The sequence below is a fragment of the Sporosarcina quadrami genome, from assembly GCF_014836615.1.
Taxonomy (GTDB): domain Bacteria; phylum Bacillota; class Bacilli; order Bacillales_A; family Planococcaceae; genus Sporosarcina; species Sporosarcina quadrami.
The window spans coordinates 23,899-49,159 of the sequence record NZ_JACSQN010000005.1; the positions used below are offsets into that span (position 1 = coordinate 23,899).

The following is a 25,261-nucleotide window of genomic DNA, read 5'->3' on the forward strand; positions in this document are numbered from 1 at the left end:
TCAATCAGAAGTTGTATCAATTGCACTAAACATATTGGCAACGATTAACCCCATAATAACGGCAATGATGCTCATGACAAATGGCGTACCGCTTTCTGGTATTCCTGGATAGATGACAAAAACCGAGCCAATTATTAATCCGATAATGATTGCAAACATGCCATGTGTAAAGTTCGCGAGTAAATAATGGATTATTTTACTACTCGCTATAAATCCAACGATGACTCCTGCTCCAATAACGATTATAATCGGTAAGTTAATCGTAGCTAGTGCATTGATTGCTGTTGCATAGACACCTAACAACAACAGAACGAACGAGCCACTAACACCCGGCAACAACATTGCCATACTGCCAGCCCAACCAGCAAAGAATAAACCTAACGCATTTTGAAATGTCAGTTGTGTGATGATTGTCGAATCAGCCGGTTTAATAAACACAGTTGAAGCAAGCAATACTGCAACGACAATCAACAAAATAAAGTGTCCAAATTTAAAGTTCTTCTTAACACCTGCCTGCTTAGAGATAAACGGAATCACTCCAAGGATCAGACCTAAAAAGAAAAATTGTGTCGGTTGTTCATAATTTTCAAGTAAAAACTTAATTACTTTGCTGAATAGCAGTAAAGTTAGACCTATCCCAATTCCTAAAGGCAGTAAGAAGCCAATATGTTTTTTCCATTCGCGGCTAAAAAAGCCACTGATCGATATTAGTAATCGATCGTATATCCCTAGAAGGAATGCGATTGTCCCTCCACTCACACCCGGAATCAAGTCACTAATTCCCATTAAAAATCCTCGATAAATATTTTTCCATTCCATAACTATTGTTCCTCCAATAATATCTCAATGAGAGTAGTATACCATTTTCCATCATATGTGAACCATATTTAATGGGATTTTGCTCATTCATCTTACATTGACGTACATAACTATCTATTTGTTGCTTTAATGAATTTTACACTTTATTCTTTTTACTTATATGTACTTTTTTAAAACCGATATAGTCTTTATCTAATGAATTCAGAGGTGTTGAAAATGGATAACGCTTTATTGGAAATGCACGCTCATCATAATCCTTACTTAGTTGTTCTCTCATATATTATTGCAACAATTTCAGCATATGCCTCGATAGATCTTGCAAAACGGGTAAATGTTTCAAAAAGTAATGCAAAGATATTTTGGCTTATTTCAGGAGGCGTTACACTTGGGACTGGTATTTGGTCCATGCACTTCATCGCCATGTTATCGTTTCATTTTCCTGTACCTGTAGTTTACAATACATTCCTCGTTGTCATGTCGGTATTCATAGCAGTCATTGGTTGTTATTCAGGTTTTTATTTATTGGCAACGAAAGATAATAGCATTAGCCGATTTATAATAGCTGGTATTATAATGGGTTCCGGCATAGCAACAATGCATTACGTAGGAATGATGGCTATTAAACCGATTATTATTACTTATGATCCTCTATTGTTCATCATTTCGGTATTCATAGGCATTTTTGCTTCATGGGTTGCATTATGGTTAGGATTTTTATCACCTTATGCACGTAAAAAAATGTCTTGGAAATTAAAAATGCTCTACTCTCTAATTATGGCAATCGCCATTACAGGTATGCATTATACAGGTATGGCGGCTGCAGATTTTTCAAACAGTCCGGTGAATACAGAGCTTACATCAAGCATTAATACATCTTTGCTCGCATGGATTGTAGCAGCAGTTACGTTACTAATTTTTGCGCTCTTCTTCTTTTCAATCACATTCGACCGTATGTGGCGCAAACAAGGATTAGTACAAAGTATTTTGTTGGATTCAGTCGCAGACGGTATTGTCATAACAGATCAGCACGGGAAGATTCTGCATGCTAATAAGACATTTGGAAAAATGATGATGGATGCAGGCATTCCTTCACAGTTCACTGAAATGCACAATTACCATCCGACCTTATTCATCGGTTCGATCCAAGTGGACAATCATCAGATTAATCTCGGAACTTATATTTTCGAAATCAAACGCAGACCGATTCAGGATGAGGAAATGAATCATCATCTATGGTTTATTAGTGATATAACGGAAAGGAATCATAAAGAACAACAAATAGCATTTATGGCTTATCATGATTCTCTCACTAAATTACCTAATCGATATAAAATGCAAACTATTTTGGATGAGTGGATAGAATCTGCAGAAAAAATCGGATGCATCAAACTGAATATTGATAGAATGAAATTTGCCAACGACACGCTAGGCCATAAAGCTGGTGACGAATTGTTGAAGAGCATTTGCAAGACGTTACGATCGTCTTTGAGAGCAGATGATTTTTTAGCCAGAGTAGAGGGTGATGAGTTCATAATCCTTATTAAAGATGAACGGGTGAAAATTATCCATATCATTGCCGCAACCTGTATAGAAGTGATACAAACACCGATTTCTATAAACAATTCGATCATCACAATAACTGCGAGTGCTGGAACTTGTACGTATCCTGATAAAGCTACTTCTGCTGAAGAATTGATTCAATTTGCGGATTGGGCGATGTTGGAATCGAAAAAGAATGGAAAGAATCAAACGACCGCATTCAACTTCTTCATGCAAGAGCTGCATAATAGAATGTTGCTTATTGAAGATGCGTTATCGACAGCAATTGAAAAAGGACAATTACAATTACATTATCAACCGAAGATTGAAATGCCGTCTGAGCAGATTGAAGGTGTTGAAGCTTTATTGAGATGGACTCACCCTTCTTTCGGTTCCGTGTCACCTGTGGAATTCATACCGATTGCTGAAGAAAAAGGTTTCATCCATAAGATTGGCGGTTGGGTAGTCAGAGAAGCGTGTTTACAATGGAGCAGATGGAATGAAGAGCATAATATAAGACTAGTGATTGCTGTAAATATAGCTCCGATTCAGTTGACTAAAGAAGATTTCTACCCTTCTCTCCTAAAAATCTTAGAAGAGACACAAATGGATCCTCACTATTTAGAGTTGGAAATTACAGAGTCATCATCATTTGTATTTGAGGAAAAAACAAACATCATGCTGACAAAAATCCGGAATTTAGGTATAAAAATCTCATTGGACGACTTCGGTACAGGTTATTCATCCTTCAGTGTTCTAAAGCAATTACCAATTGACACATTAAAGATTGACCGTTCATTTTTAAAAAATTTGCTGGATCATGTTGAGCAGGAAGCGATTGTACGGTCCATTATCCAACTTGGACATAATTTGAAGTTCGATGTACTTGTTGAAGGAGTGGAATCTATTGAAGAGGTCGAGTGGCTCAAAAATGAAGGTTGTGATTATATACAAGGATTCTTTTACTCAAAACCTCAAAGACCAGAAGATTTGCTGACACTTTTAAAACATGAACGAATCGAGACTGTGACAATAGTTTGACTGAGCAAGCTAAATAAAAAAATAATAGCGGCAAATCGTGGATTAAAACACGAATTGCCGCTACCTTTTTCATCCTATTAACCTTTATGTTAAGTGTTTCTGAGTCGCTTGCTTACCAATCATACCCGTCTAACAATCGTTTTCGGCGATAAGCAAGATTTTCCGCTTCAGTTTCGCGAGCCATCTGATCTTTACGCAGTTGTCCGTTAATGCGTGGATCTTGCAATCTCATCGTACTCCATCCTTCGGTTCCGACGATTTTACTCACTTTTCGTATCTCATCTTCATAGAACAACATGTCCAATCCCTCCTTCGACACTCCAGTTGACAAGGATTCTTCAAATCCCTCTCCCTTAGCATACGCCAGAAGATTGTTTACACGGAGGGTATGCGCACAACAGTAGTTGAATTACTTCATACATCAGCAAACTTAAAAACCTGTTAATTACAATCGTTTCCGATTCATCGACCATAACCATTTCATCTATCCATATGCTACTCTTTATTTTCTTCCTTTAAAGTTCTTACTCTAGCTTGATAGTCTTCAATTTTTGTAACTATTCGTTTGACTTCATCATCAACAAGTTGTCGCTTTTCAGTTTCGAGTTCTCCAATCAATTCATCATAGGTTTCTTTTTGATGGGTTATATGCTTCAGGACGGAATCCATCATATCTTTATCTATCAAGCCTTCCTCCTGCAATAGCCTGGCAGCTCCAATAAAACGTTCATTTTCCACTTGAATTGCTTTTTTTGAGTTTGAAGCATAATCCAATACTTTTTTCAATGCCATAGCTTCCGGCCATCCTATTGGCGAAGCGTATACGAGACTGACTAGGTCCAAATCTGAAGGGAACCACATCTTTGAAATGCCAACAGTCATTTCTTCCAATGAATCTGCCGCCATATAGGTCCCGTTCCCGGCTTCTGCGACTGCTTTCAACTGACTTTCCGCTTCCTTATCTACCTGAAAACCAATAACATTCACGTGTCGATCTTTAGCTAATTCCGAAAAAGCTTTGGCTTCCGCCACAGGATCTCCACCGCAAGTTTCTGCACCATCGCTTACGATATAAACAGTAATATCATCTGTCGTATTTTCATGATCCAATCTTGCTTGTTTTATAGCTTCTGCTAAAGGAGTCCATCCATTTGCCTTTACATCATCAACTGCTTCGTTGAACTTTTTTTCCGCATATTTTCCTAGAGGATAAACTTCTTCGATTGTACCACAGGATAATTCTTTATCGGATTTGTTTTGAGTACCTTTGTGCCCATATACATATAAGGAGACTTCACTTTCTTTTCCAACTGTCATCGCAAAACTTTTCACTGCAATTTTCGCGGTATCCATTTTCAGTCGACCATCCGCCTGTAGAAGCATACTCGAACTTGCATCCAACAATATGAGTGCTTTGGCCGGTTGCGTCACTTCTTTGCCACCCTCTGTTATCTCATATGGTTCAGGCAAAATCGGTTCTGCAAATGAAGGACTGTACGTAATGAACGGACTGACGAGTTCTTCATACTTCGCTCCACCAAGCAAATGCATAATGGAGCGATAGATTACCTCGGGATCATTTGTGGATTGAATGATAGGTTTCGTTTCCAGCAAAAATTCTTCCCTTATCTCTTTCGGCACTTCAATCGTATTCCACATCGATGTCTCTTTCTCGATCGTAAAATCTTTAGTCAGTTGACCTGGAGGCATTGATGCAATTTCTTCCACCGTTTGCGCTGGCTCTACATCTAAAAAATCGGTTATAAGAGTTGAAGCCGAAGTATTTTCTGTTCCCGCTTCTCCGTCACTCGGATTGTCCACATCATTTGTTGAAGCATTCAATTCTTTTTCTACTCCGTCGCTCTCTGTTTGTGTATTCTGTTTTTCTTTATCTTGCGAACATCCTGCGATTATCATACACAAGAAAATTATTAATAGAAATACAAATCGATTCATATGAATAATCACCTCTCTTTAAGTATAATACCTATACGGAAAACCCCTGACTTAGTTCCATTTCAAGTTAAGAATACTACAATCGTATAATCAATTCCCTCCTTTTTGGTATGATACATATGTCTAAAGTCTTTTAAAAAAATAAAAAAACAGGTCAGAGCGATAACATACGCTTTGACCTGTTTTTTTATTTGGTTAACGCTAATTTATTGCGTACTTCTTCAATCATTGCCAGACGTTCGTCAAACTCTTCGACTGTCAAGTTATTTTCTGTGAAATAACGGTTTCGAGGATGTACCCGGCATTCATCCGAGCAGCTTCTCATATATAGATGTTCGTTTTCTTCAGAGCAAAGGATCTTCGCGTTACATTCAGGATTCGCACAGTTCACATAGCGTTCGCAAGGAGTACCGTCAAAATGATCTCGTCCTACGACAACATGCTCCACCTGATTGATTGGTACGGCAATCCGTTCGTCGAATACATAACATTGTCCATCCCAAAGTTGACCTTTAGCTTCTGGATCTTTGCCATATGTGACAATTCCGCCTTCAAGGTGGGCAACATCTTCAAAACCTTCGCGCTTCATCCAACCTGTGAACTTTTCACATCTGATTCCGCCAGTACAATAAGCAAGTACTTTTTTACCTTCGAAAAGCTCTTTGTTTTCACGGACCCATTCAGGAAGATCACGAAAATTCTCGACATCTGGACGAATTGCACCTCTGAAATGACCGAGATCATATTCATAATCATTTCGAGTATCAAACACTACAGTATCTTCTTCTTGCATACGTTTCAAAAACTCTGCAGGCTTTAAATATTCACCCGTCAATTCCAGCGGGTTAATATCTTCTTCAAGGCTCAAGTTCACGATTTCATCACGATGGCGTACATGCATTTTTTTGAAAGCATGTCCATCTGCTTCATCAATTTTGAACCAAAGATCTTTGAATCTTTCGTCACTATGCATCATTTCCATGTAAGCATTAGTTTGTTCCACTGTTCCAGAACATGTTCCATTAATACCTTCCGCGCCGATAAGAATACGCCCTTTTAATCCGTGTTCTTTACAAAATGCCAAATGTTCGGCAGCAAACGTTTCCGGATCTTCGATGTGTACGTATTTATAGTACAACAATATCCGATATGCTCCTGTTTCCATTTCTTCGACCACCTTCTGTTTGTTTTCTTTGCAATAGAAATAACAGCTTGATCGGTTTTACAATATTCGATTGTAAACACATAAAAGCTCACCTGTATTTGCAAGATCCAGGCATCAGACAGTATACCATAAATCCCAAGTTCGAAAAAGCGGGAAATCCCTAAATCTTTATATCCAAATGCAGTCAATATGCATAGTTAATACGAACCAATATTTTCCATAGAACTCTATTGGAAGATAACATCATGTATACTATGAATATACAATAATCGACATCTAGTAAAACTATTTTCATCACCTTTCCGTCTATTCATTAAGGACATTATAGAGTTCGACAAAACAACACAATCACCATTTAAAGGGAGTTTAGCATAATGAAAAGATCAAAACGCACGTTCCGTTCCATATGGATTGATTTTATTTTCTCCATTACTATTGTTCTTTTGACTATTTCGGCTATAGCAATGATTTATTCATCTGAAAACCATGAAACAGCAACGAAATCGCAGAAGAATGATATAAATCTTGATCATTCCGTTCAAATTGAAGAGATAGACTCCAATTATCCCGGAGTTAAAATCGTGACGAAAATCTCAAATGATCGCAATGCCCCTTTTGCAATTCAATACCCGCAAAGTATACATAAATCTTTTAACGACGAAGTGACAGAATATATTACATCGGCACAGACCCATTATATTGATTTAATAAATAAAGAAAGAAAAGTAAACGAAAATATAACAGGTGAATTGAATATCTCTTTCGAAACGATTACGCATCATTCAGGGAATTATTCGTTTGTACTAGTTACGAATAGCACTGTTGGTAACTCTACAAATGGAATCTTAGAAATCCGCTCTTTCCATCTGACTCCTGAAAGCGGAGAACAGTATACTATTGTCGATCTATTTAATCATGCGCCTGAGAGATTGGAAGATGTTGCATCACTAGTTCGTACCGCTATTCACGAAGATGCTTCCCTTAACAAACATCTGTTGCAGAATGAAATCGACTCACATACTATGCCTCTTTGGAAAAATTATAGAAACTTTGCAATTTCAGATGATGCACTCATTTTCTATTTCGATGAAAATACAATTGCTGAGAAAACACTCGGCCCGACAATTGTAAGCTTGCCCATTGAGGAAGTAGCGTATCTATTGACGGACATGTTCAAACCTGAAAAAGAACTGGATAAGAGTTTAATAGCAGACAAGCCACCAACAGAATTACCTAAAATAGAGAAGGATAGTGAAACTAGCAGCGAAGAGGAAGAACTTGTAACCGATGAAAACACTCCACTAGAATCACCATCTGCATCTGGAAAAGTTGTCGCCCTCACTTTTGATGATGGACCAGATCCAAAGGTAACAAGACAAATTCTAGAAGTATTGAAGAAGCATGATGCGAAAGCGACGTTTTTCATGTTGGGCAGTAGAGTCGAATATTATCCGGAAGTGGCCAAGGAAGTGAAAGAAGCTGGACATGAACTTGGAAATCACACATGGAATCATGCCGATCTCACTAAATTGAACGCAGACCGTGTCAGCAAAGAAATTAACAATACTTCTATGATTATTGAAAAGGTTACCGGTGAAAAACCTGAAGCTTTCCGTCCCCCATATGGTGCAGTTAACGAACAAGTACGCAAGCAGACGGAGATGCCTGTCATCTTATGGAATGTAGATACATTAGATTGGAAATACAGGAATGCTGACAAGCTACTTCAAATCATCCAACAAAAAACGCAAGATGGAAGTACGATACTAATGCATGATATTCATCAGTCTACAGCAGACGGGCTTGATAGAGTCCTCACTTATTTAGAGAACGAAGGCTATACCTTTGTCACAGTAGCTGAATTGCATAACCGGTAAGCAGATTGAAAACGGTCAGAGATTCACTCGCTGATCGTTTTCTTTTTGCATGTATATAGACGCTTCTGTTATAATATCATTAGAACAGATTGGAGGCCGTACGAATGTTTATTGAAATTGAAACGACTTCTGACATTCCTATATATACGCAATTGGTGAATCAGCTAATAGGACTCATAGCGGCTGGTGATTTAAAACCGAATGAGCCATTACCTTCCGTTCGTTCATTAGCTTCAGACCTAGGTGTTAATATGCATACAGTGAACAAAGCGTATCATGAGCTTGAACGGAAAAAAATTCTAAACATAATTCCAAAATCAGGCGCTATCGTCAACGATTCGAAAACGCCTAGCGAAGAGCAACTTTCCACTATTATACAACTGTTAAAGCCGATTATTGCAGAAGCCATCGTTTATGGGGTGGAAGAAGCAAAAATTATGTCGATTGCTTCATCTCTAATTTCAGAATTCAAGGAGGGGTAAAGAAATGACGGTCATCATTTTTCTAGTAATCATTTCATTTTTAACAATTATAGAAGGTGCAATGCCTTTTCTTCTGAAAAAAACAATCGTTTTTGGTGTTACGATACCCGAAGACCATATTGCTGATCACGTACTAGCAAACTATAAAAAAACCTATTCTGCAATCATTTTCATCGCCGGATTGATGGGTATGATTTACTTTACGACATTCGGTTTAACCGATTATCTTGAAGAAGAAACAGTGGTCTTTAGAGGATTAATCATTCTGTTTTTAATGATAACGCTTAGTATGGTGCTCTATCTTTTCTTCCATGGCAAAACGACAAAAAGAAAACGAGACAACGCATGGGGTGCCAACTTAAAACAAGTTCAAGTAGCAGATCTCTCCAGAAGATCCGCGGACGAGATGCTGCCCTCCCTCTTTTTCGTATTACCAATGATTATTACGTTTGGTCTAATTTCGTATACAGCAAGTCAATATTCGTTATTGCCAGAAGAGATTCCTACACATTGGGGAATTGACGGGACAGCTGATGCTTTCACTCAGAAAAACCCTTTTTCCTCCATCGCCATTCTGCTTATTTTGTTCATTATACAGGCGATGATGTTTGCGACCAATCTATTTACTAAAAAATCCGGTATGAAGTTAAATGCAGCAAGAAGGAATTCATCTAGAATCCAACAGCTTTCTTTTAGGAAGTATACGAGTTGGATACTATTTATGACGACGCTGCTCATGACGATACTTGTCGGTTATTTCCAACTGATGACGATCCACGGGCAACTAGGCGGTCCGATTTTAATGATGGCTCTTCCAATTGGATTTGCACTTGTCATGTTGATCAGCACTGCCATATACGCATTTAAAGTTGGTCAAGGCGGGGCACGGATACAGCCTCCTTTTGAAGAAGATTCCGCTGAAGGGATTACAACTCATGACGACGATCGCTTTTGGAAAGCGGGGGTATTTTATGTGAACCGCAATGATCCGTCTATCTTTGTAGAGAAGCGTTTTGGAGTTGGATGGACAATAAACTTCGGGAATCCGGTAGGTTATTTTATACTATTCTTGCCAATCGTTATTATTTTAGGTATATCGCTTCTTTTATGAAGAACGATTGAATTAATTCGATAGACGTTGATTTTCGCTCCAGCCGGCTGCTTTCCGCGCGCATGGCCTCAGCCACTACCCTTGCTAATTGCAAAGATTTGCTCCTACCGCTTCGCTCAGCCCAGGGTCTTCGGCTAATGCTATTCCCGCAGGAGTCGCCGGCATTCTCTTTAATCAACTAGGTGCTAGCATCTGATTTTTTCACATAATCATTCTCGATTATAGAAGGTACTATATCATCCTTTATTGGTTAATCTTCAATAACATCTATTAAATCAGTATGAATACTAACGAAGTAAGTTTCTAATAATTTCTCTAATATGCCATTAAGTTTATGGTATTCATCATCAGCCTTTTCAATAACATCATAAAATTCATCTTCTTCTATCTCATCATTATCTAGAGCAATGTACAATCTCCACATCTCTTGACCAAACTTTTTCTCAATCATTGCATATTCATGAGCACCAATTTTCTCAAGGATAGCTATTAATTTGTTTAAATAAGTTTCAATGCTTATTTCTTCGATATACGATTCAGGCTAATTCAGTAAAGTTTCGTGTCCTCCACTTTCAAGCTCAGAATAGTATTGAAATACAATAAATGCTTCATTTAAAACTGTGTCTTTAGTTGATAAATCACCTTCACTTATGACTGATATAATAGCGTTCCATATATTGTCGTTGTCTAATAAATCTTTTCTGGTCATTTTAGGTTTCATTGTATTCCCCTTACTAATTACTTCCTTGCGACAATCTTAAATAAAAAGGGCCCGTTTGAGACCCAGTCCTCATTATGCAAACGCAGCCTTTAATGGAATAACTAATACTGTTGATTTACGCTGCAGATGGGCGCTTTCCGTGGGGCGGGAGGAAGCCTTCTCGGTCGCAAAAATCGCGACACTGCGGGGTCTTGCCTATCCCGCTATCTCCCACAGGAAAAGCCGTCACGAAGAACGGCTTTTGCGAGCAGAAGCGAAGCGTTGTGAGCACATCTTTGCCTTTCGCCCATCTTCCGCTTCAATCAACTAAGTGTGTAGTACTTAAAAAACGCCCCCGATAGCTTAATACACACGCTTATTGCACATATTTATCTTTGCATTTCTTTTACTAATTCAATTGCTTGTTCAGTTGAGTCAATTAAGGAACGATTTCCTTTTGATTTTCTTAGTATCAATGCTTTTTGAAAGCATTCTTCAGCTTCATTTAGCATTGCTAATTCCATTAGACATTTACCTTTGTGTTGCAGTACGAAATCCAAGTATTCATCAATTTTGTGAGCTTCACACATTCCCAAAGCTTTATTAAAATGGTCCAAAGCTTTTTTATGATTGTTGTCGTATTTAAGAGCCTCACCAAGACGAATTAAAGAAACGATTTCCCTTGTAGGGTTTCTTTCTACTACTGCTTGATTAAGACAATATGTTAAACAGTTAATTGCTTTTTGGGGTTGTTCATTGATTCTGTATAAATTCCCCAAAGACCCATAAAGAAAATACTTATCATTTTCCTTAAGGCTTTCTAATAAGCCTTCTCCTTGGCTAATAATCTGGTTTAGTATTATAGGTTTAGAGGTCTTTTCACGAAGATACTGTCCTTTATCAAAGTAAATAATCTCATTGAGAGTGGATAAATTTTCTTTGAATTCTGCTATATTCACGTCTACCCCTCCTCTGAATACGTCTTTCAAAAAATAAAAAACCCTTATTAAAAAAGTTTATATACATCGCAAAATGGCCAGATTCTGGAAAACCGCTATGCTACTATCGCCCCCGATTGCTTAAGGCTTTACCGACTTGTTCATCTTTTACATGAATCACTTCAAAACGTTCACAAACGAGAAGCATGTCATCCGAAAATTCACGTTCAATCGAATTTAGTTCTTTTCTAAAAAATTCCTCATGTGCTTCCCACCAATATCGGTAAGTTCTATCTCCTTCACCTTCCGCAATTGCGAACTCCTCACTGACCTTATTCATTGGTGTTATCGTAACCTCTACAGTCTTAGTGATCGCTACAGGTTTATCGTCACTGTTTAGAATAATATTGTAATCTTCCGTTGTTGGAAGTGGTTCGTTCTCTAGTTCATAGAATATGTGACCTGAACATGTTGCAGTTTTAATGCCATCAACTACTAACCCTGCAAGGTAATCAGGTGAAGCCCCGAATTGCCATGCAGTAACAGATTGTGGTTTTTCTTGATTCCCCCAATATTCATCCCAGTATGTTTTTGTAGCTTGATTCATAATTTTTACCCCCGTTAGTTTTATCTTTATCGAACAACCTGGCCCGTTTAAAGAACGGATATTATTAGTGAATTGTCCCCGATTGATTAATGATGCTGTTCATTTTACGTGAAATTTTTTGACACTTATTTTGTGTTCATAGACGTCAATGATGTGCGTAGATTTCCTATTTTTTATATCCATTACATAAATGCCATTTTCAGTTTTTACTTGATAGAAATTACTACCAAGATATTTAATATTCTCTATTTCAGTCTCGTCATCAAATAATGCTAATTTAACCTCGGGGTCCGCGAGTATCTTAGTGACTTTACTCTCTGCATTAAAATGATGGAGTAAATTATACGGGCTTATAAATGACAGGATTATAACCAACAGAATTACACCAAAAACGAATGAAAGTTTCTTCACATCGTTACCTCCTACAATTACTTCGGAATTTCCCAATAACTAATCCGACAATTCGGCCCGATTGTTGCATGGCAATCACCAACTAACTTTGAAAATAGAACTTAACAAACGCATCTCATTAATTTTATAAAAGGTGCTGTTAAACTACTTATAATTCGTCTTTTTTACCATTGTCATAAATTCTGCATAATCCGTGCTAAATTCGTCCACTTTAACAAAACCAAGCTTTTCATATAAATGGATTGCTCTTTGATTGAACTTTGCCACAGTTAGTCTGATTGGATTACCTTTATTGTTTTTTTGAATATGACAAAGTATAAAAGAGCAAAATTCAAAACTGATACCTTTGCCCACAAATTTAGGATTCATACCAAGTCCCAAATCAATTGAGTCCTCTAAATAAACACCATCTAATTTCCCAACAGGAACTTGAGCATTCTCTCCTGTGCAATAAAATCCAACTACTTCTTGTTTATCATTAACAAGTGCAATGTATGAGCCATCAAGTCTTTCCATCAAATCTTCATCAGTCACTTCACTATTGTAGAAATCATATGGTTGTTCATATTCCCAGCTAAGAATATCTCTTGCTAATTTTTCATTCATATTTTCTAAAAATAACTTCATATTCTCTCCCCTGTTCGATTAGAGTACGCTAATATATAGATTTAAAAAGAATAGAGTTCTACCATTTTTCTTTCGGCTAATTCATTCAGGTTGCTCATATCAACAAAGTAGGGCAACTGCCATTCTTGTGTTTTAATCGCTTGTTTACTAGGAGGACTATCCCAGCTTGGATAAACTCTTAATGCCATTTTCCCCTTTGTTGAATTGGAGCTTAAAATATTCTTTTTCAAGAGAATTTCTTTCGGAAAAATAAATTGTCCAAACTCACTAACATTTTTAAAGGTAGTTATTATTAATAATTCAGGTGCTTCCTCATATGAATAGGGTTGATTTATATTGTTTTCATCTTTTTCCCAAAACGCAACAAACTGACCTGTTTTTGTAGGAGTTATATTCGCTACTCTGAATCGAACTGTTCTAGAAGAAATTTTAAATGTACCAGCAGCATACTTAGAGTTTTGTTTTTCTTCTTGAACCGAACTTACCAGTAAATCATTTGGCTCATAAATCATTTTACTTACATAGGTTAATGCTTCATAAAAATCTTTCATTGTTCTACTCCTCGATTTTACTATTACCGATTTAACAATTTCCACATAGTTTAAGAATCTTGTCTTTGATTATTTTGACTCTTGAACAAATGTCTAATGCCCCTACCCGCAAGTGGTTCATCTTCATATCTTGGTAACACGTGAAAATGAGAGTGGAAAATATGCTGTCCTCCAACTTCACCACAATTCCAACCAAGGTTATATCCATGTGGTTGATATTTTTCGTCTAAGTATCTTTTCACATCTTGAAGAAGTGTGTATGTTGCATTCCACTCCTCAAGTGTTAAATCAAAAGCTGTTTTCCTATGTTTTCTTGGTACAATTACTCCTGCCCCCTCAAGTTGATTACCTTTTTGTTTAGCTTCATCTAATTGTAAAAACATACAAAATTCATTGCTCATAATAACGTTTTGAGTTGGTTCTAACTCTGGATAGCAAAATAAACAATTTTTCATTTCTTATCTCCCCAAACTATTAATTATTACTGAGCACATTTAAATAACCTGACACGGCAAATGGGATTTCTCTGTTTTCTCCTTTGAAATAACCTTTCAATTTAACACTAGGGTTCTCAAAGTCTAGTAAATCAGTATCTGAAAACACCTCGGCTATAGGAGCAAAAACAGAAAAAGTTGTTGCTTCTCCTGATTTTATATTTACTGGGACTGTAGAGTTATCTATTTTCCCTTCAATTCCAAAAGGATTGCTTTTTGAGCCATTCGATGTTTTTATTGGGTAACTTAAATTAAACGTAAGGTGGGTTAAGTCAAATCCAGTTTTATTTATTATTTCTATCGTATAAGCTTGCATTTCATTAGTAGATTCAGTATCAACAACATTAAAGACGATATTCCCATCATTAAATTGTTCCTTTATTGACGAACATCCAACTAGCACAAAAAGTACCGTACTAAGTATAATCAATAACCTATTCTTCAACTTCTCTCCTCCCATTTTGAAACGGTTGAATAGTACTCAGAATTGTAAATCTATATATTTAATTATCATACCACATTAATAATTCGTATCCCATTACAGAAAAACCTGACAAAAAGAAAAAAGCACTGCTTAGAGCAATGCTTTGTGTACATGAATTAGAGTTTTTTAATTAAAGACGCTCGTGCTGTGCAATGGTTGAAGTCTTGCTTTCGGGTCAATATGCGCTTTTGCGTGGTTCACGGCAATTGGCGCTTCGCCAAGTCCGACAGCAATCAATTTCACCTTGCCGTCATAATTTGTAACGTCACCTGCTGCATATATGCCTTCAATGTTTGTTTCCATGCGAGAATTGACGAGAATGGAGTTGCGGTCCATTTCAAGACCCCAGTCTTTAATAGCTCCAAGAGACGAAATGTTGCCGTAATTGACGATCAGATGATCAATTGCGATCGTCTCTTCTGTACCGTCTTTTTCAGTAATAATGACTTCTCGTACTGCTCCGTCCTCACCAAGGATTGTCTTAATGCCACGGGAAGTGTACACATTCACTTTTGAGGACATCAGCTGATTGACGCTAGTTTCGTGCGCTGTGAAACGTTCACGTCTGTGAACCAATGATACGTTCGCTGCGATATCTTCTAGCATCATTGCCCAGTCGACAGCAGAATCTCCCCCACCGCAAACTAAAACGTTTTTGTCTTTAAATAGGTTAAGATCTTTAATACCATAATGTAATGTCTTGCCTTCAAAATGTGTCTCTTCAGGAAGTCCAATTTTCCGCGGTTGGAAAGCACCTATTCCAGCAGTCAGAAGAATTGTGCGAGTCAAATGCGTGCCTTTGTCAGTCTTTAAGATGAAATGATCACCGTCACGCGTAACTGACATTGCTGTTTCACCGAGTAGGATTTCCGGTTTTGCATAATGTGCTTGTGTCACAAGATTTGCAACGAGATCTTTGGCTAGTATTTTCGGAAAGCCTCCGACATCATAAATATATTTATCAGGATATAATTCAATCAGTTGACCGCCAAGTTGCGGAAGGCTGTCAATTATTTTAACGGACATTTCACGCATACCTGCGTAGAAGGAAGCAAACAAGCCAGTTGGTCCTCCACCAATGATTGTAATATCGACGATTTCATTATTCATCTATGAACACTCCTGTTTTCGTTAGATTTAATCTTGCTGAGAAAAATGTTTTTCTTTTTTCTTACTTTCCACTTTACACATTATCTACTATTTTTCAATAAAAATCACATAATCTGTTTTATTCAAAACGTATTTTTTTATTACATTCAATACTTCGGATTTTGAATTAAAAGTTGAAAGCGCTTAACTTTTGTAATTTTTATATAGTATTATCTTATCAAACAAGTATAATAGGTTATATGTACCGCACAGATTAGACATAGGGGGTTCAAATGACATGACTTTATCAGTCTCAAAAAAGATCTGGACTGGATTTACGATTTTACTAGCAATCATGCTAATAATGGGGGGATCGTCTTTTTTTGCTACAAAGAAGTTGAACGAAGAGTTTTCTATCATGCTCGATGACAGAGTGCACAAAGTCAACTTATCAGATGAATTGATAAGTGCTCAAAAAGAACGTTACATAGCAATTAGCAGTTATGTACTATTTAAAACGCAGGAATTTGTCGCCCAACGGGATGAATCTTCTGCTGATGCAACCGCTCTAATAGCTCAACTTAGTACTTCATTTGAAAATCCAGCTAATATACAGCTCGTAGAAGAGATCAGTGCATTACATGAAGAATTTAGTGTGATGGTCGATGAACTTAGTTATAGCTTAATGAGAGCTAGTGATACACAAAATCGAAACCTTCTTCGGGAAGCAAATATTACGAATCTTAAAATCATGGACAAAGCAATTCAATTAAAAGAGAATCAGTACAATGCGATGGATAGTTCAAGAGCAGAGCTTGACAAATTGACCAATTTCATTCATTTACTCACTTTCTTATTTATAGGAACTGCAATTATACTTTCACTCATTGTGGCAACTAAAATTAGTAGAAGTATAGGTGGTCCGGTTAAAACAATGACTGCTGCAATGGAACGAATAGCGGACGGGAATTTATCCGTTGAACATATTTCTATAAAAAACCGCGATGAAATAGGTTTGATGGCGAGTGCATTCAATAAGATGACTGATGATTTGAAAAACCTTTTGGAACAGATTCGTTTTTCGGCCATTCAGCTCGCAGCACAAGCCGAACAATTGTCTGCAAGTTCCGAAGAAAGTCTTGCATCATCAGAAATGGTTGCAACTTCCTCTCAAAAAAACATGCAAGACAGTGAGGATCAATCAGCGCTCGTCGGTGATACTGTTACATCCGTTTCACAATTGACGGACGATGTAAATCAGATTGCGGCAAGTAATTCCAATATGCTTGAAGCGATGCGCACAGTTATCGCCCATGTTGGTACAGGATCGACGACTGTCGAAGGGCTTTCAGGACAGATGGCGCATACGGATATGATTATTCAAGAAGCAGCGGTCATTATACAATCGATGGCGAAGCAGTCCAGTGAGATCCAGCAAGTGACTTCACTCATCACTGCCATATCAGAGCAAACGAACCTTTTAGCATTGAATGCCGCTATTGAAGCAGCGCGGGCTGGTGAACACGGTAAAGGTTTTGCCGTTGTTGCAGAAGAGGTTCGCAACTTGGCTGAGCAGTCAAAATCGTCTGCAGCGGATATCGGCATTATGATTCATTCTATTCAGGATGCGACGAAGAAAGCAGTACAAGCGATTGACTCCGGTAGTACGAGTATGAAAGACGGCTTGAAAGCGACTGCAGAATCTAAACATACTTTCATTGAAATTGAGCAATCCGTTAGTGCTGTTAATGATAACGTAACGACAGTAGCGGAATCGATTGAACAAATTCGTACTATGGCAGAAACGATTTCACAATCAGCTATTCAAGTACGTAAGCTTGCAGAATCTACTGCTTTTACAGCACAAGAAACGAGCGCGGCTACAGAGGAACAGTTAGCTGTGAACGAAGAAATCTCTACAAGTTCCCAGACATTGGCGGGACTTGCAGAGAACTTGCAGAAAGAAGTTAACAAATTCACATTTTAATGTTTTTCATTGAATAAGAAAAGCGGAGCATGGCTTTATGCTCCGCTTTCTCTAATTTACCTAACTTGCCTTCAATCAGTCAGTTGGTCTTTGCAGAATTCAGCAAGCGCAACTTCTTCTTCTTCATCAAGTGCAAATTCAAGTCTGCTCTCAGTGCTTCGATCAAATAAATGATAGGATGCAATTTTTTCATTTGCGCCATTCATTACATAAATTGCGCGTATACCAGTACCCTCTTCTGTATACAGCTCATCTTCCTCATCAAACTTCACATAAATACGGAATTCATATCTTTTTCCTTCCAAGATTCCTGTCGGATCGTTCATTTCAACTACACTATACTCAATAACTTCCATGTTCATCACCCTCGCATTTTGTTTGTCTTTACCATTCTACAGCATATTTGTGGAAAGATACGTTTACTGAACTCATTTATTTTTCAAAACTATCATTTTTCCTTTGCATTTCTCATGAAATTAATGAAGAATGAACTTAGCGGATATGATTCGCATGAGATTGAAGGGAGCACAAATATGCTTACATTTGAAAATTACGAGTACACTAGACCCGATATGGCGAAGATGAAAAAAGAATTCCTTGAGTTATTAGAGCATTTTCGAAATGCCAATTCTTTCGAGGAGCAAAATGAAATAATTGAGAAGGTTAATCGTATTGGATCTAATTATTCTACACAATCCAACTTAGTCATTATCCGCTCATCCATTGACACAAATGATGAATTTTATTCAAAAGAACGTGATTACTTCGATGAGATTGATCCAGAATTCCAAGGGTTGGGAACGGCTTTCTATAAAGAACTTGTAGCGACACCCTTCAGGAAAGATCTTGAAACTAAATGGGGATCTCAATTATTCGCACTTGCAGACAATGCAATAAAATCATATTCAGACGAAGTCCTTCCACTTCTACAAAAGGAAAACAAATTAACATCGGAGTATTCCAAACTTGTAGCTTCTGCGCAAATTGAGTTTGACGGAAAGACGTTAACCCTTGCTCAATTAGGGCCGTATGCAGAATCGACAGATCGTGATGTAAGAAAAGCGGCTATGGAAGCGAACTATTCATTTTACAATAAGCATGAAGAGGAATTTGATCGAATTTATGATGACCTAGTGAAGGTACGGCATGAAATCGCAACTACATTAGGTTTCAATAACTTTGTAGAACTTGGATATGTCCGTATGAACCGCATCGGTTATGATGCAGTGATGGTGAAGAACTTTAGAGATCAAGTACGCGATCATATCGTGCCGATTGCTAACAAATTGTATGAACGTCAGGCAAAGCGGATCAATATTGATACGCTGAAGTTTTATGATCAATCGTTAGATTTCCTAAGCGGCAATGCGACTCCTAAAGGATCGCCAGACTGGATTCTTGAAAACGGTAAGAAGATGTATGCTGAGCTATCACCTGAAACGGATGTATTTTTCAAGTATATGACAGATAAACAACTTCTCGATTTGGAAGCGAAAAAAGGGAAAGAAGCTGGCGGCTACTGTACATTTATTGATGATTACGACTCACCTTTCATCTTTTCGAACTTTAATGGAACTTCAGGAGATATTGACGTACTAACCCATGAAGCAGGGCACGCTTTCCAAGTTTATTCAAGCAGGAACATCGGGATTCCCGAGTATGTTTGGCCGACATATGAAGGTGCTGAAATCCATTCGATGAGTATGGAGTTTTTCACGTGGCCGTGGATGGAATTGTTTTTCGAAGATGAGACAGAGAAATACAAATTCGCTCATTTGAGCAGCGGTTTGCTATTTATGCCTTATGGTGTCGCAGTCGATGAATTCCAGCATGCGATTTACGAAAACCCCGATATGACCCCTGCTGAGCGTAAACAGGCTTGGAAAGACATTGAAAAGACTTACTTGCCTATGCGTGATTATGACGGGATTCCGTTTTTGGAGTCTGGTGGAGTTTGGCAGCGCCAATCGCATATATACCAATCACCGTTCTACTATATCGATTACACGTTAGCACAAATATGCGCATTCCAATTTTGGAAGAAGTCATTTGAGAATCGCGAAGAAGCATGGAACGATTATTTGCATTTATGTCGATTAGGAGGCTCAAAGCCATTTACGGAACTTGTCGCTGAAGCAAATCTCATTTCACCGTTTGAAGACGGTTGCGTACAATCTGTAGTCGGTTCCATTGAAGCGTGGTTAGATGAAGTAGACGATCAAGCACTGTAAAAAGCGAAACAGTGGAAAGGGAGCCTATCCCCTTTCCACTGTTTTTTATTCGAAGATGCTGTATTGATTTTTCCCGTTCATCTTCGATTTGTATAATGCCTGATCGGCTTTTGAATATAATTCTTCAAACGACTCATTTTTTGATGAGATAGCAATGCCAATACTTACTGATGTCCTAATTCCTTCATTATTGAAGTAATCTTCCATCCTATTATTAAACTGTTTAATTAAAATGTGCGCCGTTTTTTTGACTGTTTGAATCTCATCGTTATTAACAAGAATGAGAAATTCATCGCCTCCGACACGGGCTGCCAAATAGCCAGGACTGATGACATTTTTGATTGTCAAAGCAAATTCTCTCAAGATTTTGTCGCCTTCTATGTGGCCAAGTCCATCATTGATTGATTTAAAATCATCTAGATCAATCATCATTAATGAATGTTTTTTATGACGATTAACGCGTTTTTGTATCTCATCTTCAAAAGCGGCTCTGTTCTTCAAGCCCGTTAAGCTATCGTGAAAAGCTAGATGAATAGGTTTCGCTACGATACGTGCAATAATTAATGATAGTCCAACCACACCAATTACAATGACAATTAGCTGGTGTAAAAATTGATTTTTATATTTGGACAAAATGTTTGCCACTAAATCATTATTATAAGCGATTGCCACCACTCTCTTTGTGGAAAACCCTCTCGTTTCATCTGCATTATATGGAATAAATCGGTACGTCAATTTTCCATGATTTTCTGTAATGACGACTTCCTCGGTTTCTTTGCTTTTTCTAACCTTCTCGAAGACGTTTAAAAAACGATCCTCAATTTTATTCACCTTAAAATCTTCTGTCTTAACGCCTAATATATTGCCTCCTGAATTATACACATTTATTGACTCAATAATATTGTACTCTTTTAATAATGAATCGATTGTATCGATAAAATTAAATTGTTGAAATATCTCCTTATCTTCCAGAAGAATACCCAATTCAATTAAAAAGCGATGGTCGGAAGTCGGCATATAACTGAATTTCTTAATCTCACCTGTCTTTGATTGTAAATCGAGTCCGTCGTGTGTAAATTCTCCCTCTTCTCTTCGTCTATCGAGCAGTGCTGATAGTCCGCTACAGCACGCTTTGAAGTCTAGTCCGATATCCGCCTCAAAACTACTGTGGATCACTTTATTCCCATCGTTTAAAATAAAAATATCCATGTCATATTTTTCTTGTAATGCATTGAAGTTCCATGTTGTGAAATCAGGCTCTTCTTCATATTTCGCCAACAATTCCTTTGAAACAGATTCCATTTGACTTGCCATTTCCATATCAAAAAGATTGTAAACTTTATCGATTGTAGAGAGGTTATGTATAATTTTGTCTTCAGCAAAACGAATTTCTGCTTCTTGATTGAGTAGAACTGTATCTCGTAGCTTTACATAGTCCACTACCGCTATTACAAAGGATAGTAGAAGAGAGAATGCTAATAAGACAGCAGTTAATTTTAGTCGAATATTTTTCACGAATTTTTTAACTCCTTATTATCCATATAAGCCATTAGATTCATTGTATCCCAATCTATTACATATGTATATGCATTTCACACTATCGTCATTTCCTCACAATTCATCACACACAAAAAAACGACCGTCATTCATAGTGAATGAACAGTCGCGCATTTATTCGTATTTTACATGTTCTTTTACATAAGACCGACTGCGTTGCCGTCCTTATCAATATCCATATTAAGAGCAGCAGGAACTTTCGGCAGCCCTGGCATCGTCATAATATCACCTGTTAGACAAACGAGGAAGCCTGCACCTAATTTCGGATTGATTTCCCTAATTGTGATAACGAAATCATCCGGTCTTCCTAATTTCTTCGGATCATCTGAGAATGAGTATTGTGTCTTCGCCATACAAATCGGTAGTATATCCCAACCGTTCTTTTCAATCTGCAACAAATCTTTCTTGGCTTTCTCGGTAAGGACGATTCCTTTTCCTCCATATACTTTCTGAACGATTGTTGTGATTTTGTCAATGACTGGTTGCTCCACATCGTAAAGCGGTGCAAAATTATTTGGTTCTTCGAGTAATTCAAGAACGTTTTTCGCCAAATCTTCGCCGCCTGCACCGCCATGTCCCCAAACATCTGTTAAAGCTGCACGCACACCGTTTTCTTTACACCAATGTAAAACAAAGTCTAGTTCAGTCTGAGAGTCGGTGATGAATCTGTTCAATGCAATGACCGGCTGCACACCAAATGCACGAACAGTTTCAACGTGTTTCTCAAGATTTACAATACCTTTTTGGACCGCTTGGACATTCGTTTCGCCCAATTCCGTTTTCGCAACGCCACCATGCATTTTCAACGCACGGATTGTTGTAACAACAACTACTGCATCCGGTGCAAAACCGCCTTTTCTCGCTTTAATATCCATAAACTTTTCAGCTCCAAGATCGGAGCCGAAACCAGCTTCCGTCACAACGATATCAGCAAGTTGTCTTGCCGTATTCGTCGCCATCAATGAGTTACAACCATGTGCGATGTTTGCGAAAGGTCCACCATGGATTAAAGCAGGTGTGCCTTCAATGGTCTGTACAAGGTTCGGCTTAAACGCTTCCTTCAACAACAACGTTAAAGCACCTTGCACACCAAGATCACGAACCGTCACAGCTTCACGGCCATATGTATAGCCGATGACCATTTCAGACAAACGCTCTTTCAAATCTGTTAGACTCGTAGCAAGACAGAATACAGCCATAATTTCAGAAGCAACTGTAATGTCGAATCCGTCTTCACGTGGAATCCCCTGTCCCGGTCCGCCAAGTCCAATTGTTACATGTCTTAAAGCACGGTCGTTCATATCCAGTGCACGCTTCCATGTGATTCTCCTCGGATCGATTTGAAGTGCGTTCCCCTGGTGCAGATGATTGTCGATCATTGCGCTTAACGCATTGTTAGCAGTCGTAATTGCGTGAATGTCACCATTGAAGTGAAGGTTAATCTCTTCCATCGGCAATACTTGAGCATAGCCACCTCCAGCAGCTCCGCCTTTCACACCCATAACAGGCCCTAAAGAAGGTTCACGTAAAGCAATCATCGATTTTTGTCCAAGTCTTGCCAATGCATCTGCAAGTCCAACTGTGACTGTCGATTTACCTTCTCCTGCTGGAGTCGGACTTGTAGCTGTTACGAGAACTACTTTGCCGAAAGATTTGGCAACAGGCAACTTCGTAACGTCAATCTTTGCTTTATATCGTCCATAAAGTTCTACAGCCTCTTCAGGAATTCCAGCATTAGTTGCAATATCTCCAATTGGTTGCATAACTGCCGCATTGGCAATCGCCAAGTCTGTTAATGGTTTCGCTTTCTCTGTCAAAACAATCCCAACCTTTCATGTCTACATCTTTAGTATAGTATATTGCTTAGTGAAAAATCTGACAAAATACGACTAGTTCATGACAGTTCATTGCTTTATTTGTAATACCAATTTTCCGAACTGCTCACTATTTCTTAAGGCATCAAATGCTTCGAGTGCGTTTTCCAATGGATAGGCTTTATCAATAACAGGTTTTACACCATACTGATCGATATGTTGAAGCATCTCTCTGAGCTCATCTCTGCTTCCCATTGTTGAACCGAACATTTGATACTGCCCGTAAAAGAATTTTCGCAAATCCAAGTCAACGACATCTTCAGTAGTTGCTCCAAAGACGACGATTCGGCCTCCTGGTTTTAACACTTCAAGCGAGCGATTAAATGTTGCTCTGCCAACACTTTCGATTACTACATCAATTTTTTCATCAGATAGTGCATCTAGCCAATTGTCGTTTGTGTCAATTGCAAGATCTGCTCCGAGCTCCAATGCTTTTTTTCGCTTTTCAACTGAACGCGAACTCACAATTACTCGTGCACCGATATTTTTTGCAAATTGTATGATGTAAGTGGCGACACCGCTTCCTGCTCCAGGTATGAAAACCGTATGACCTGGCTTCAATTCCCCTTGTGTGAATAAAGCCCGATAACCAGTCAAAGCAGACAAAGCAATAACTGCTGCCTCTTCCATTGAAAGATTAGCAGGTTTTTTCTCAAGTTGCTCTGCAGAAATTGCGATTTTCTCTGCAAACGTACCGTGATCAGGCATTCCTAAAATATCGAATCCAGCAGGTGGAAATGTACTCTTATCAAACCAACGTAATGATGGATTGATAATTACTTCATCTCCTACCGACCAGCCTTTCACACCTTTACCAATGGATGAAATTACTCCTGCTCCATCCGATCCAAGGATCAATGGCTCCTTCGTATTTCCGCGGCGTCCTGGTATCATCAGATCCCTACGATTTAAACCAGCTGCATGCATAGCAACAACAACTTCACCTAGTTTTGCAACAGGCTCTGCTGTTTCTAGCACATTCAAATTCCCGTTTTCGTGAATAAGTGCCTTCATCAAATACCCCCCAGTCTATGAATCAAGGATTTACTACACTGTTTCACTATCTATCATACAACACATACCGAATATTTTCATATTGATCGTGTATTAAAAAAGACACAAAGAGAAGTCTCTTTGTGCTTGGATGTAATTACTTTTGACGATAGATTAGTAAACTTTACAACCACCGTTTTTTTATCTTTGCAAGTTCTAGCAATTCCAGTAAATCTTTTTTCGGCAACTCAGTAAGAAGTGTTAACAGTTCGCGTTCAGCAAGTCGTCTTCCTCGACCACTCCGGTACCGTTCCTTATTCTCTGCATCAATTGCACTGTATAATTCTTCGGATTTGGCATTGTGCATCTCTTCATCTTTTTCGATAATGAGATTTTCGCGAAGACGTTCATAAAGCATATCTATATTTGAAGTACCGCTTTGTGTAAATGCACGTGAAGTTTTTGGGTCTCCAAGAATGAGTTCATCAGTCGAAACAGTGAAACGCTCAGATATTTTAGCAATCCATGCTGCCGAAGGGGCGTTTTTGCCTTTTTCCCAGTCTTTTATTCTACTTGCGGACGTTCCAATTGCTGCGCCGAAAGCCATCATCGACAAACCTCTTTGTTCTCTCAAGGCCTTTAGCCTTATTCCGAAATCCTCTTTGCTCCAATCGTTCACCTTTATGCCCCCTCCAATATACTTATCTTTATACTATTAATTTTCACTT

General features: G+C 38.2%; 25 protein-coding genes. 6 read left to right on the forward strand and 19 right to left on the reverse strand.

What is annotated here, in order from left to right; all coding sequences use genetic code 11:
* Positions 1 to 819, reverse strand: coding sequence for a DUF368 domain-containing protein (locus H9649_RS06550; protein WP_191693935.1), 819 nt, complete (start codon positions 817 to 819; stop codon positions 1 to 3).
* Positions 820 to 1,035: 216 nt separating this feature from the next.
* Here H9649_RS06550 and H9649_RS06555 point away from each other — a divergent pair, with 216 nt between their 5' ends.
* A complete protein-coding gene (locus H9649_RS06555; protein WP_191693936.1) occupies positions 1,036 to 3,399 on the forward strand; it encodes a bifunctional diguanylate cyclase/phosphodiesterase in 2,364 nt (787 codons plus the stop codon).
* A gap of 112 nt (positions 3,400 to 3,511) precedes the next feature.
* Here the strand turns inward: H9649_RS06555 and H9649_RS06560 are convergent, their stop codons facing one another.
* The 3 genes from H9649_RS06560 to trhO all read right to left on the reverse strand — a co-directional run bounded on the left by H9649_RS06560 (position 3,512) and on the right by trhO (position 6,520).
* Positions 3,512 to 3,697, reverse strand: coding sequence for a hypothetical protein (locus H9649_RS06560; RefSeq protein ID WP_191693937.1), 186 nt, complete (start codon positions 3,695 to 3,697; stop codon positions 3,512 to 3,514).
* A 197-nt stretch (positions 3,698 to 3,894) separates the two neighbouring features.
* A complete protein-coding gene (locus H9649_RS06565) occupies positions 3,895 to 5,355 on the reverse strand; it encodes a vWA domain-containing protein (protein ID WP_191693938.1) in 1,461 nt (486 codons plus the stop codon).
* Positions 5,356 to 5,542: 187 nt separating this feature from the next.
* Positions 5,543 to 6,520, reverse strand: a complete 978-nt coding sequence (gene trhO, locus H9649_RS06570) for an oxygen-dependent tRNA uridine(34) hydroxylase TrhO (RefSeq protein ID WP_191693939.1) — start codon at positions 6,518 to 6,520, stop codon at positions 5,543 to 5,545.
* Between the two features lie 374 nt (positions 6,521 to 6,894).
* Between trhO and H9649_RS06575 the strand changes: the two genes are divergently transcribed.
* The 3 genes from H9649_RS06575 (at position 6,895) to H9649_RS06585 (ending at position 9,990) form a co-directional block, all read left to right on the forward strand.
* On the forward strand, positions 6,895 to 8,397 hold the full coding sequence (locus tag H9649_RS06575) for a polysaccharide deacetylase family protein (protein ID WP_191693940.1): 1,503 nt from the start codon (positions 6,895 to 6,897) through the stop codon (positions 8,395 to 8,397).
* A gap of 104 nt (positions 8,398 to 8,501) precedes the next feature.
* Positions 8,502 to 8,879 (forward strand): GntR family transcriptional regulator, encoded by a 378-nt coding sequence (locus tag H9649_RS06580; RefSeq protein WP_191693941.1) that lies wholly within the window; start codon positions 8,502 to 8,504, stop codon positions 8,877 to 8,879.
* Positions 8,880 to 8,883: 4 nt separating this feature from the next.
* The gene (locus H9649_RS06585) at positions 8,884 to 9,990 is read left to right on the forward strand and encodes a DUF1648 domain-containing protein (protein ID WP_191693942.1); all 1,107 of its coding nucleotides are present in this window, start codon (positions 8,884 to 8,886) and stop codon (positions 9,988 to 9,990) included.
* Positions 9,991 to 10,240: 250 nt separating this feature from the next.
* On the opposite strand, the gene H9649_RS17825 is transcribed toward H9649_RS06585, so the two are convergent.
* The 10 genes from H9649_RS17825 to H9649_RS06630 form a co-directional block, all read right to left on the reverse strand.
* Positions 10,241 to 10,441 (reverse strand): hypothetical protein, encoded by a 201-nt coding sequence (locus H9649_RS17825; protein WP_225229724.1) that lies wholly within the window; start codon positions 10,439 to 10,441, stop codon positions 10,241 to 10,243.
* A gap of 90 nt (positions 10,442 to 10,531) precedes the next feature.
* Positions 10,532 to 10,711: a hypothetical protein gene (locus tag H9649_RS17830; protein ID WP_225229725.1), complete on the reverse strand. Its 180-nt coding sequence runs from the start codon at positions 10,709 to 10,711 to the stop codon at positions 10,532 to 10,534.
* Between the two features lie 368 nt (positions 10,712 to 11,079).
* Complete coding sequence (locus tag H9649_RS06595) at positions 11,080 to 11,649, reverse strand: tetratricopeptide repeat protein (protein WP_191693943.1); 570 nt, start codon at positions 11,647 to 11,649, stop codon at positions 11,080 to 11,082.
* Between the two features lie 103 nt (positions 11,650 to 11,752).
* Positions 11,753 to 12,235: an ASCH domain-containing protein gene (locus tag H9649_RS06600; protein WP_191693944.1), complete on the reverse strand. Its 483-nt coding sequence runs from the start codon at positions 12,233 to 12,235 to the stop codon at positions 11,753 to 11,755.
* Positions 12,236 to 12,334: 99 nt separating this feature from the next.
* Entirely contained in the window at positions 12,335 to 12,646 is a 312-nt protein-coding gene (locus H9649_RS06605; protein WP_191693945.1) for a hypothetical protein, read from the reverse strand.
* A 144-nt stretch (positions 12,647 to 12,790) separates the two neighbouring features.
* Positions 12,791 to 13,273, reverse strand: coding sequence for a GNAT family N-acetyltransferase (locus H9649_RS06610; protein ID WP_191693946.1), 483 nt, complete (start codon positions 13,271 to 13,273; stop codon positions 12,791 to 12,793).
* A 41-nt stretch (positions 13,274 to 13,314) separates the two neighbouring features.
* Complete coding sequence (locus H9649_RS06615; protein WP_191693947.1) at positions 13,315 to 13,824, reverse strand: MepB family protein; 510 nt, start codon at positions 13,822 to 13,824, stop codon at positions 13,315 to 13,317.
* Between the two features lie 50 nt (positions 13,825 to 13,874).
* Positions 13,875 to 14,279: an HIT family protein gene (locus H9649_RS06620; RefSeq protein WP_191693948.1), complete on the reverse strand. Its 405-nt coding sequence runs from the start codon at positions 14,277 to 14,279 to the stop codon at positions 13,875 to 13,877.
* Positions 14,280 to 14,298: 19 nt separating this feature from the next.
* Positions 14,299 to 14,763 carry a hypothetical protein gene (locus H9649_RS06625; RefSeq protein WP_191693949.1) on the reverse strand — a complete coding sequence of 155 codons (465 nt, stop codon included), beginning with the start codon at positions 14,761 to 14,763 and terminating at the stop codon, positions 14,299 to 14,301.
* Positions 14,764 to 14,928: 165 nt separating this feature from the next.
* Positions 14,929 to 15,912 carry an NAD(P)/FAD-dependent oxidoreductase gene (locus H9649_RS06630; protein WP_191693950.1) on the reverse strand — a complete coding sequence of 328 codons (984 nt, stop codon included), beginning with the start codon at positions 15,910 to 15,912 and terminating at the stop codon, positions 14,929 to 14,931.
* Between the two features lie 277 nt (positions 15,913 to 16,189).
* Here H9649_RS06630 and H9649_RS06635 point away from each other — a divergent pair, with 277 nt between their 5' ends.
* Positions 16,190 to 17,878, forward strand: coding sequence for a methyl-accepting chemotaxis protein (locus tag H9649_RS06635; RefSeq protein WP_191693951.1), 1,689 nt, complete (start codon positions 16,190 to 16,192; stop codon positions 17,876 to 17,878).
* Positions 17,879 to 17,949: 71 nt separating this feature from the next.
* Here the strand turns inward: H9649_RS06635 and H9649_RS06640 are convergent, their stop codons facing one another.
* Positions 17,950 to 18,234: a DUF6509 family protein gene (locus H9649_RS06640; RefSeq protein WP_191693952.1), complete on the reverse strand. Its 285-nt coding sequence runs from the start codon at positions 18,232 to 18,234 to the stop codon at positions 17,950 to 17,952.
* A gap of 177 nt (positions 18,235 to 18,411) precedes the next feature.
* On the opposite strand from H9649_RS06640, the gene H9649_RS06645 reads away from it, so the two are divergent.
* Entirely contained in the window at positions 18,412 to 20,109 is a 1,698-nt protein-coding gene (locus H9649_RS06645; protein ID WP_191693953.1) for a M3 family oligoendopeptidase, read from the forward strand.
* Between the two features lie 45 nt (positions 20,110 to 20,154).
* On the opposite strand, the gene H9649_RS06650 is transcribed toward H9649_RS06645, so the two are convergent.
* The 4 genes from H9649_RS06650 to H9649_RS06665 all read right to left on the reverse strand — a co-directional run bounded on the left by H9649_RS06650 (position 20,155) and on the right by H9649_RS06665 (position 25,212).
* Positions 20,155 to 21,624, reverse strand: a complete 1,470-nt coding sequence (locus H9649_RS06650; protein WP_191693954.1) for a GGDEF domain-containing protein — start codon at positions 21,622 to 21,624, stop codon at positions 20,155 to 20,157.
* A 179-nt stretch (positions 21,625 to 21,803) separates the two neighbouring features.
* The gene (locus H9649_RS06655; RefSeq protein ID WP_191693955.1) at positions 21,804 to 23,483 is read right to left on the reverse strand and encodes a formate--tetrahydrofolate ligase; all 1,680 of its coding nucleotides are present in this window, start codon (positions 23,481 to 23,483) and stop codon (positions 21,804 to 21,806) included.
* 87 nt (positions 23,484 to 23,570) lie between these two features.
* Positions 23,571 to 24,554, reverse strand: coding sequence for a zinc-binding dehydrogenase (locus H9649_RS06660; protein WP_191693956.1), 984 nt, complete (start codon positions 24,552 to 24,554; stop codon positions 23,571 to 23,573).
* Positions 24,555 to 24,717: 163 nt separating this feature from the next.
* Entirely contained in the window at positions 24,718 to 25,212 is a 495-nt protein-coding gene (locus tag H9649_RS06665; RefSeq protein WP_191693957.1) for a helix-turn-helix domain-containing protein, read from the reverse strand.
* Positions 25,213 to 25,261 lie beyond the last annotated feature (49 nt).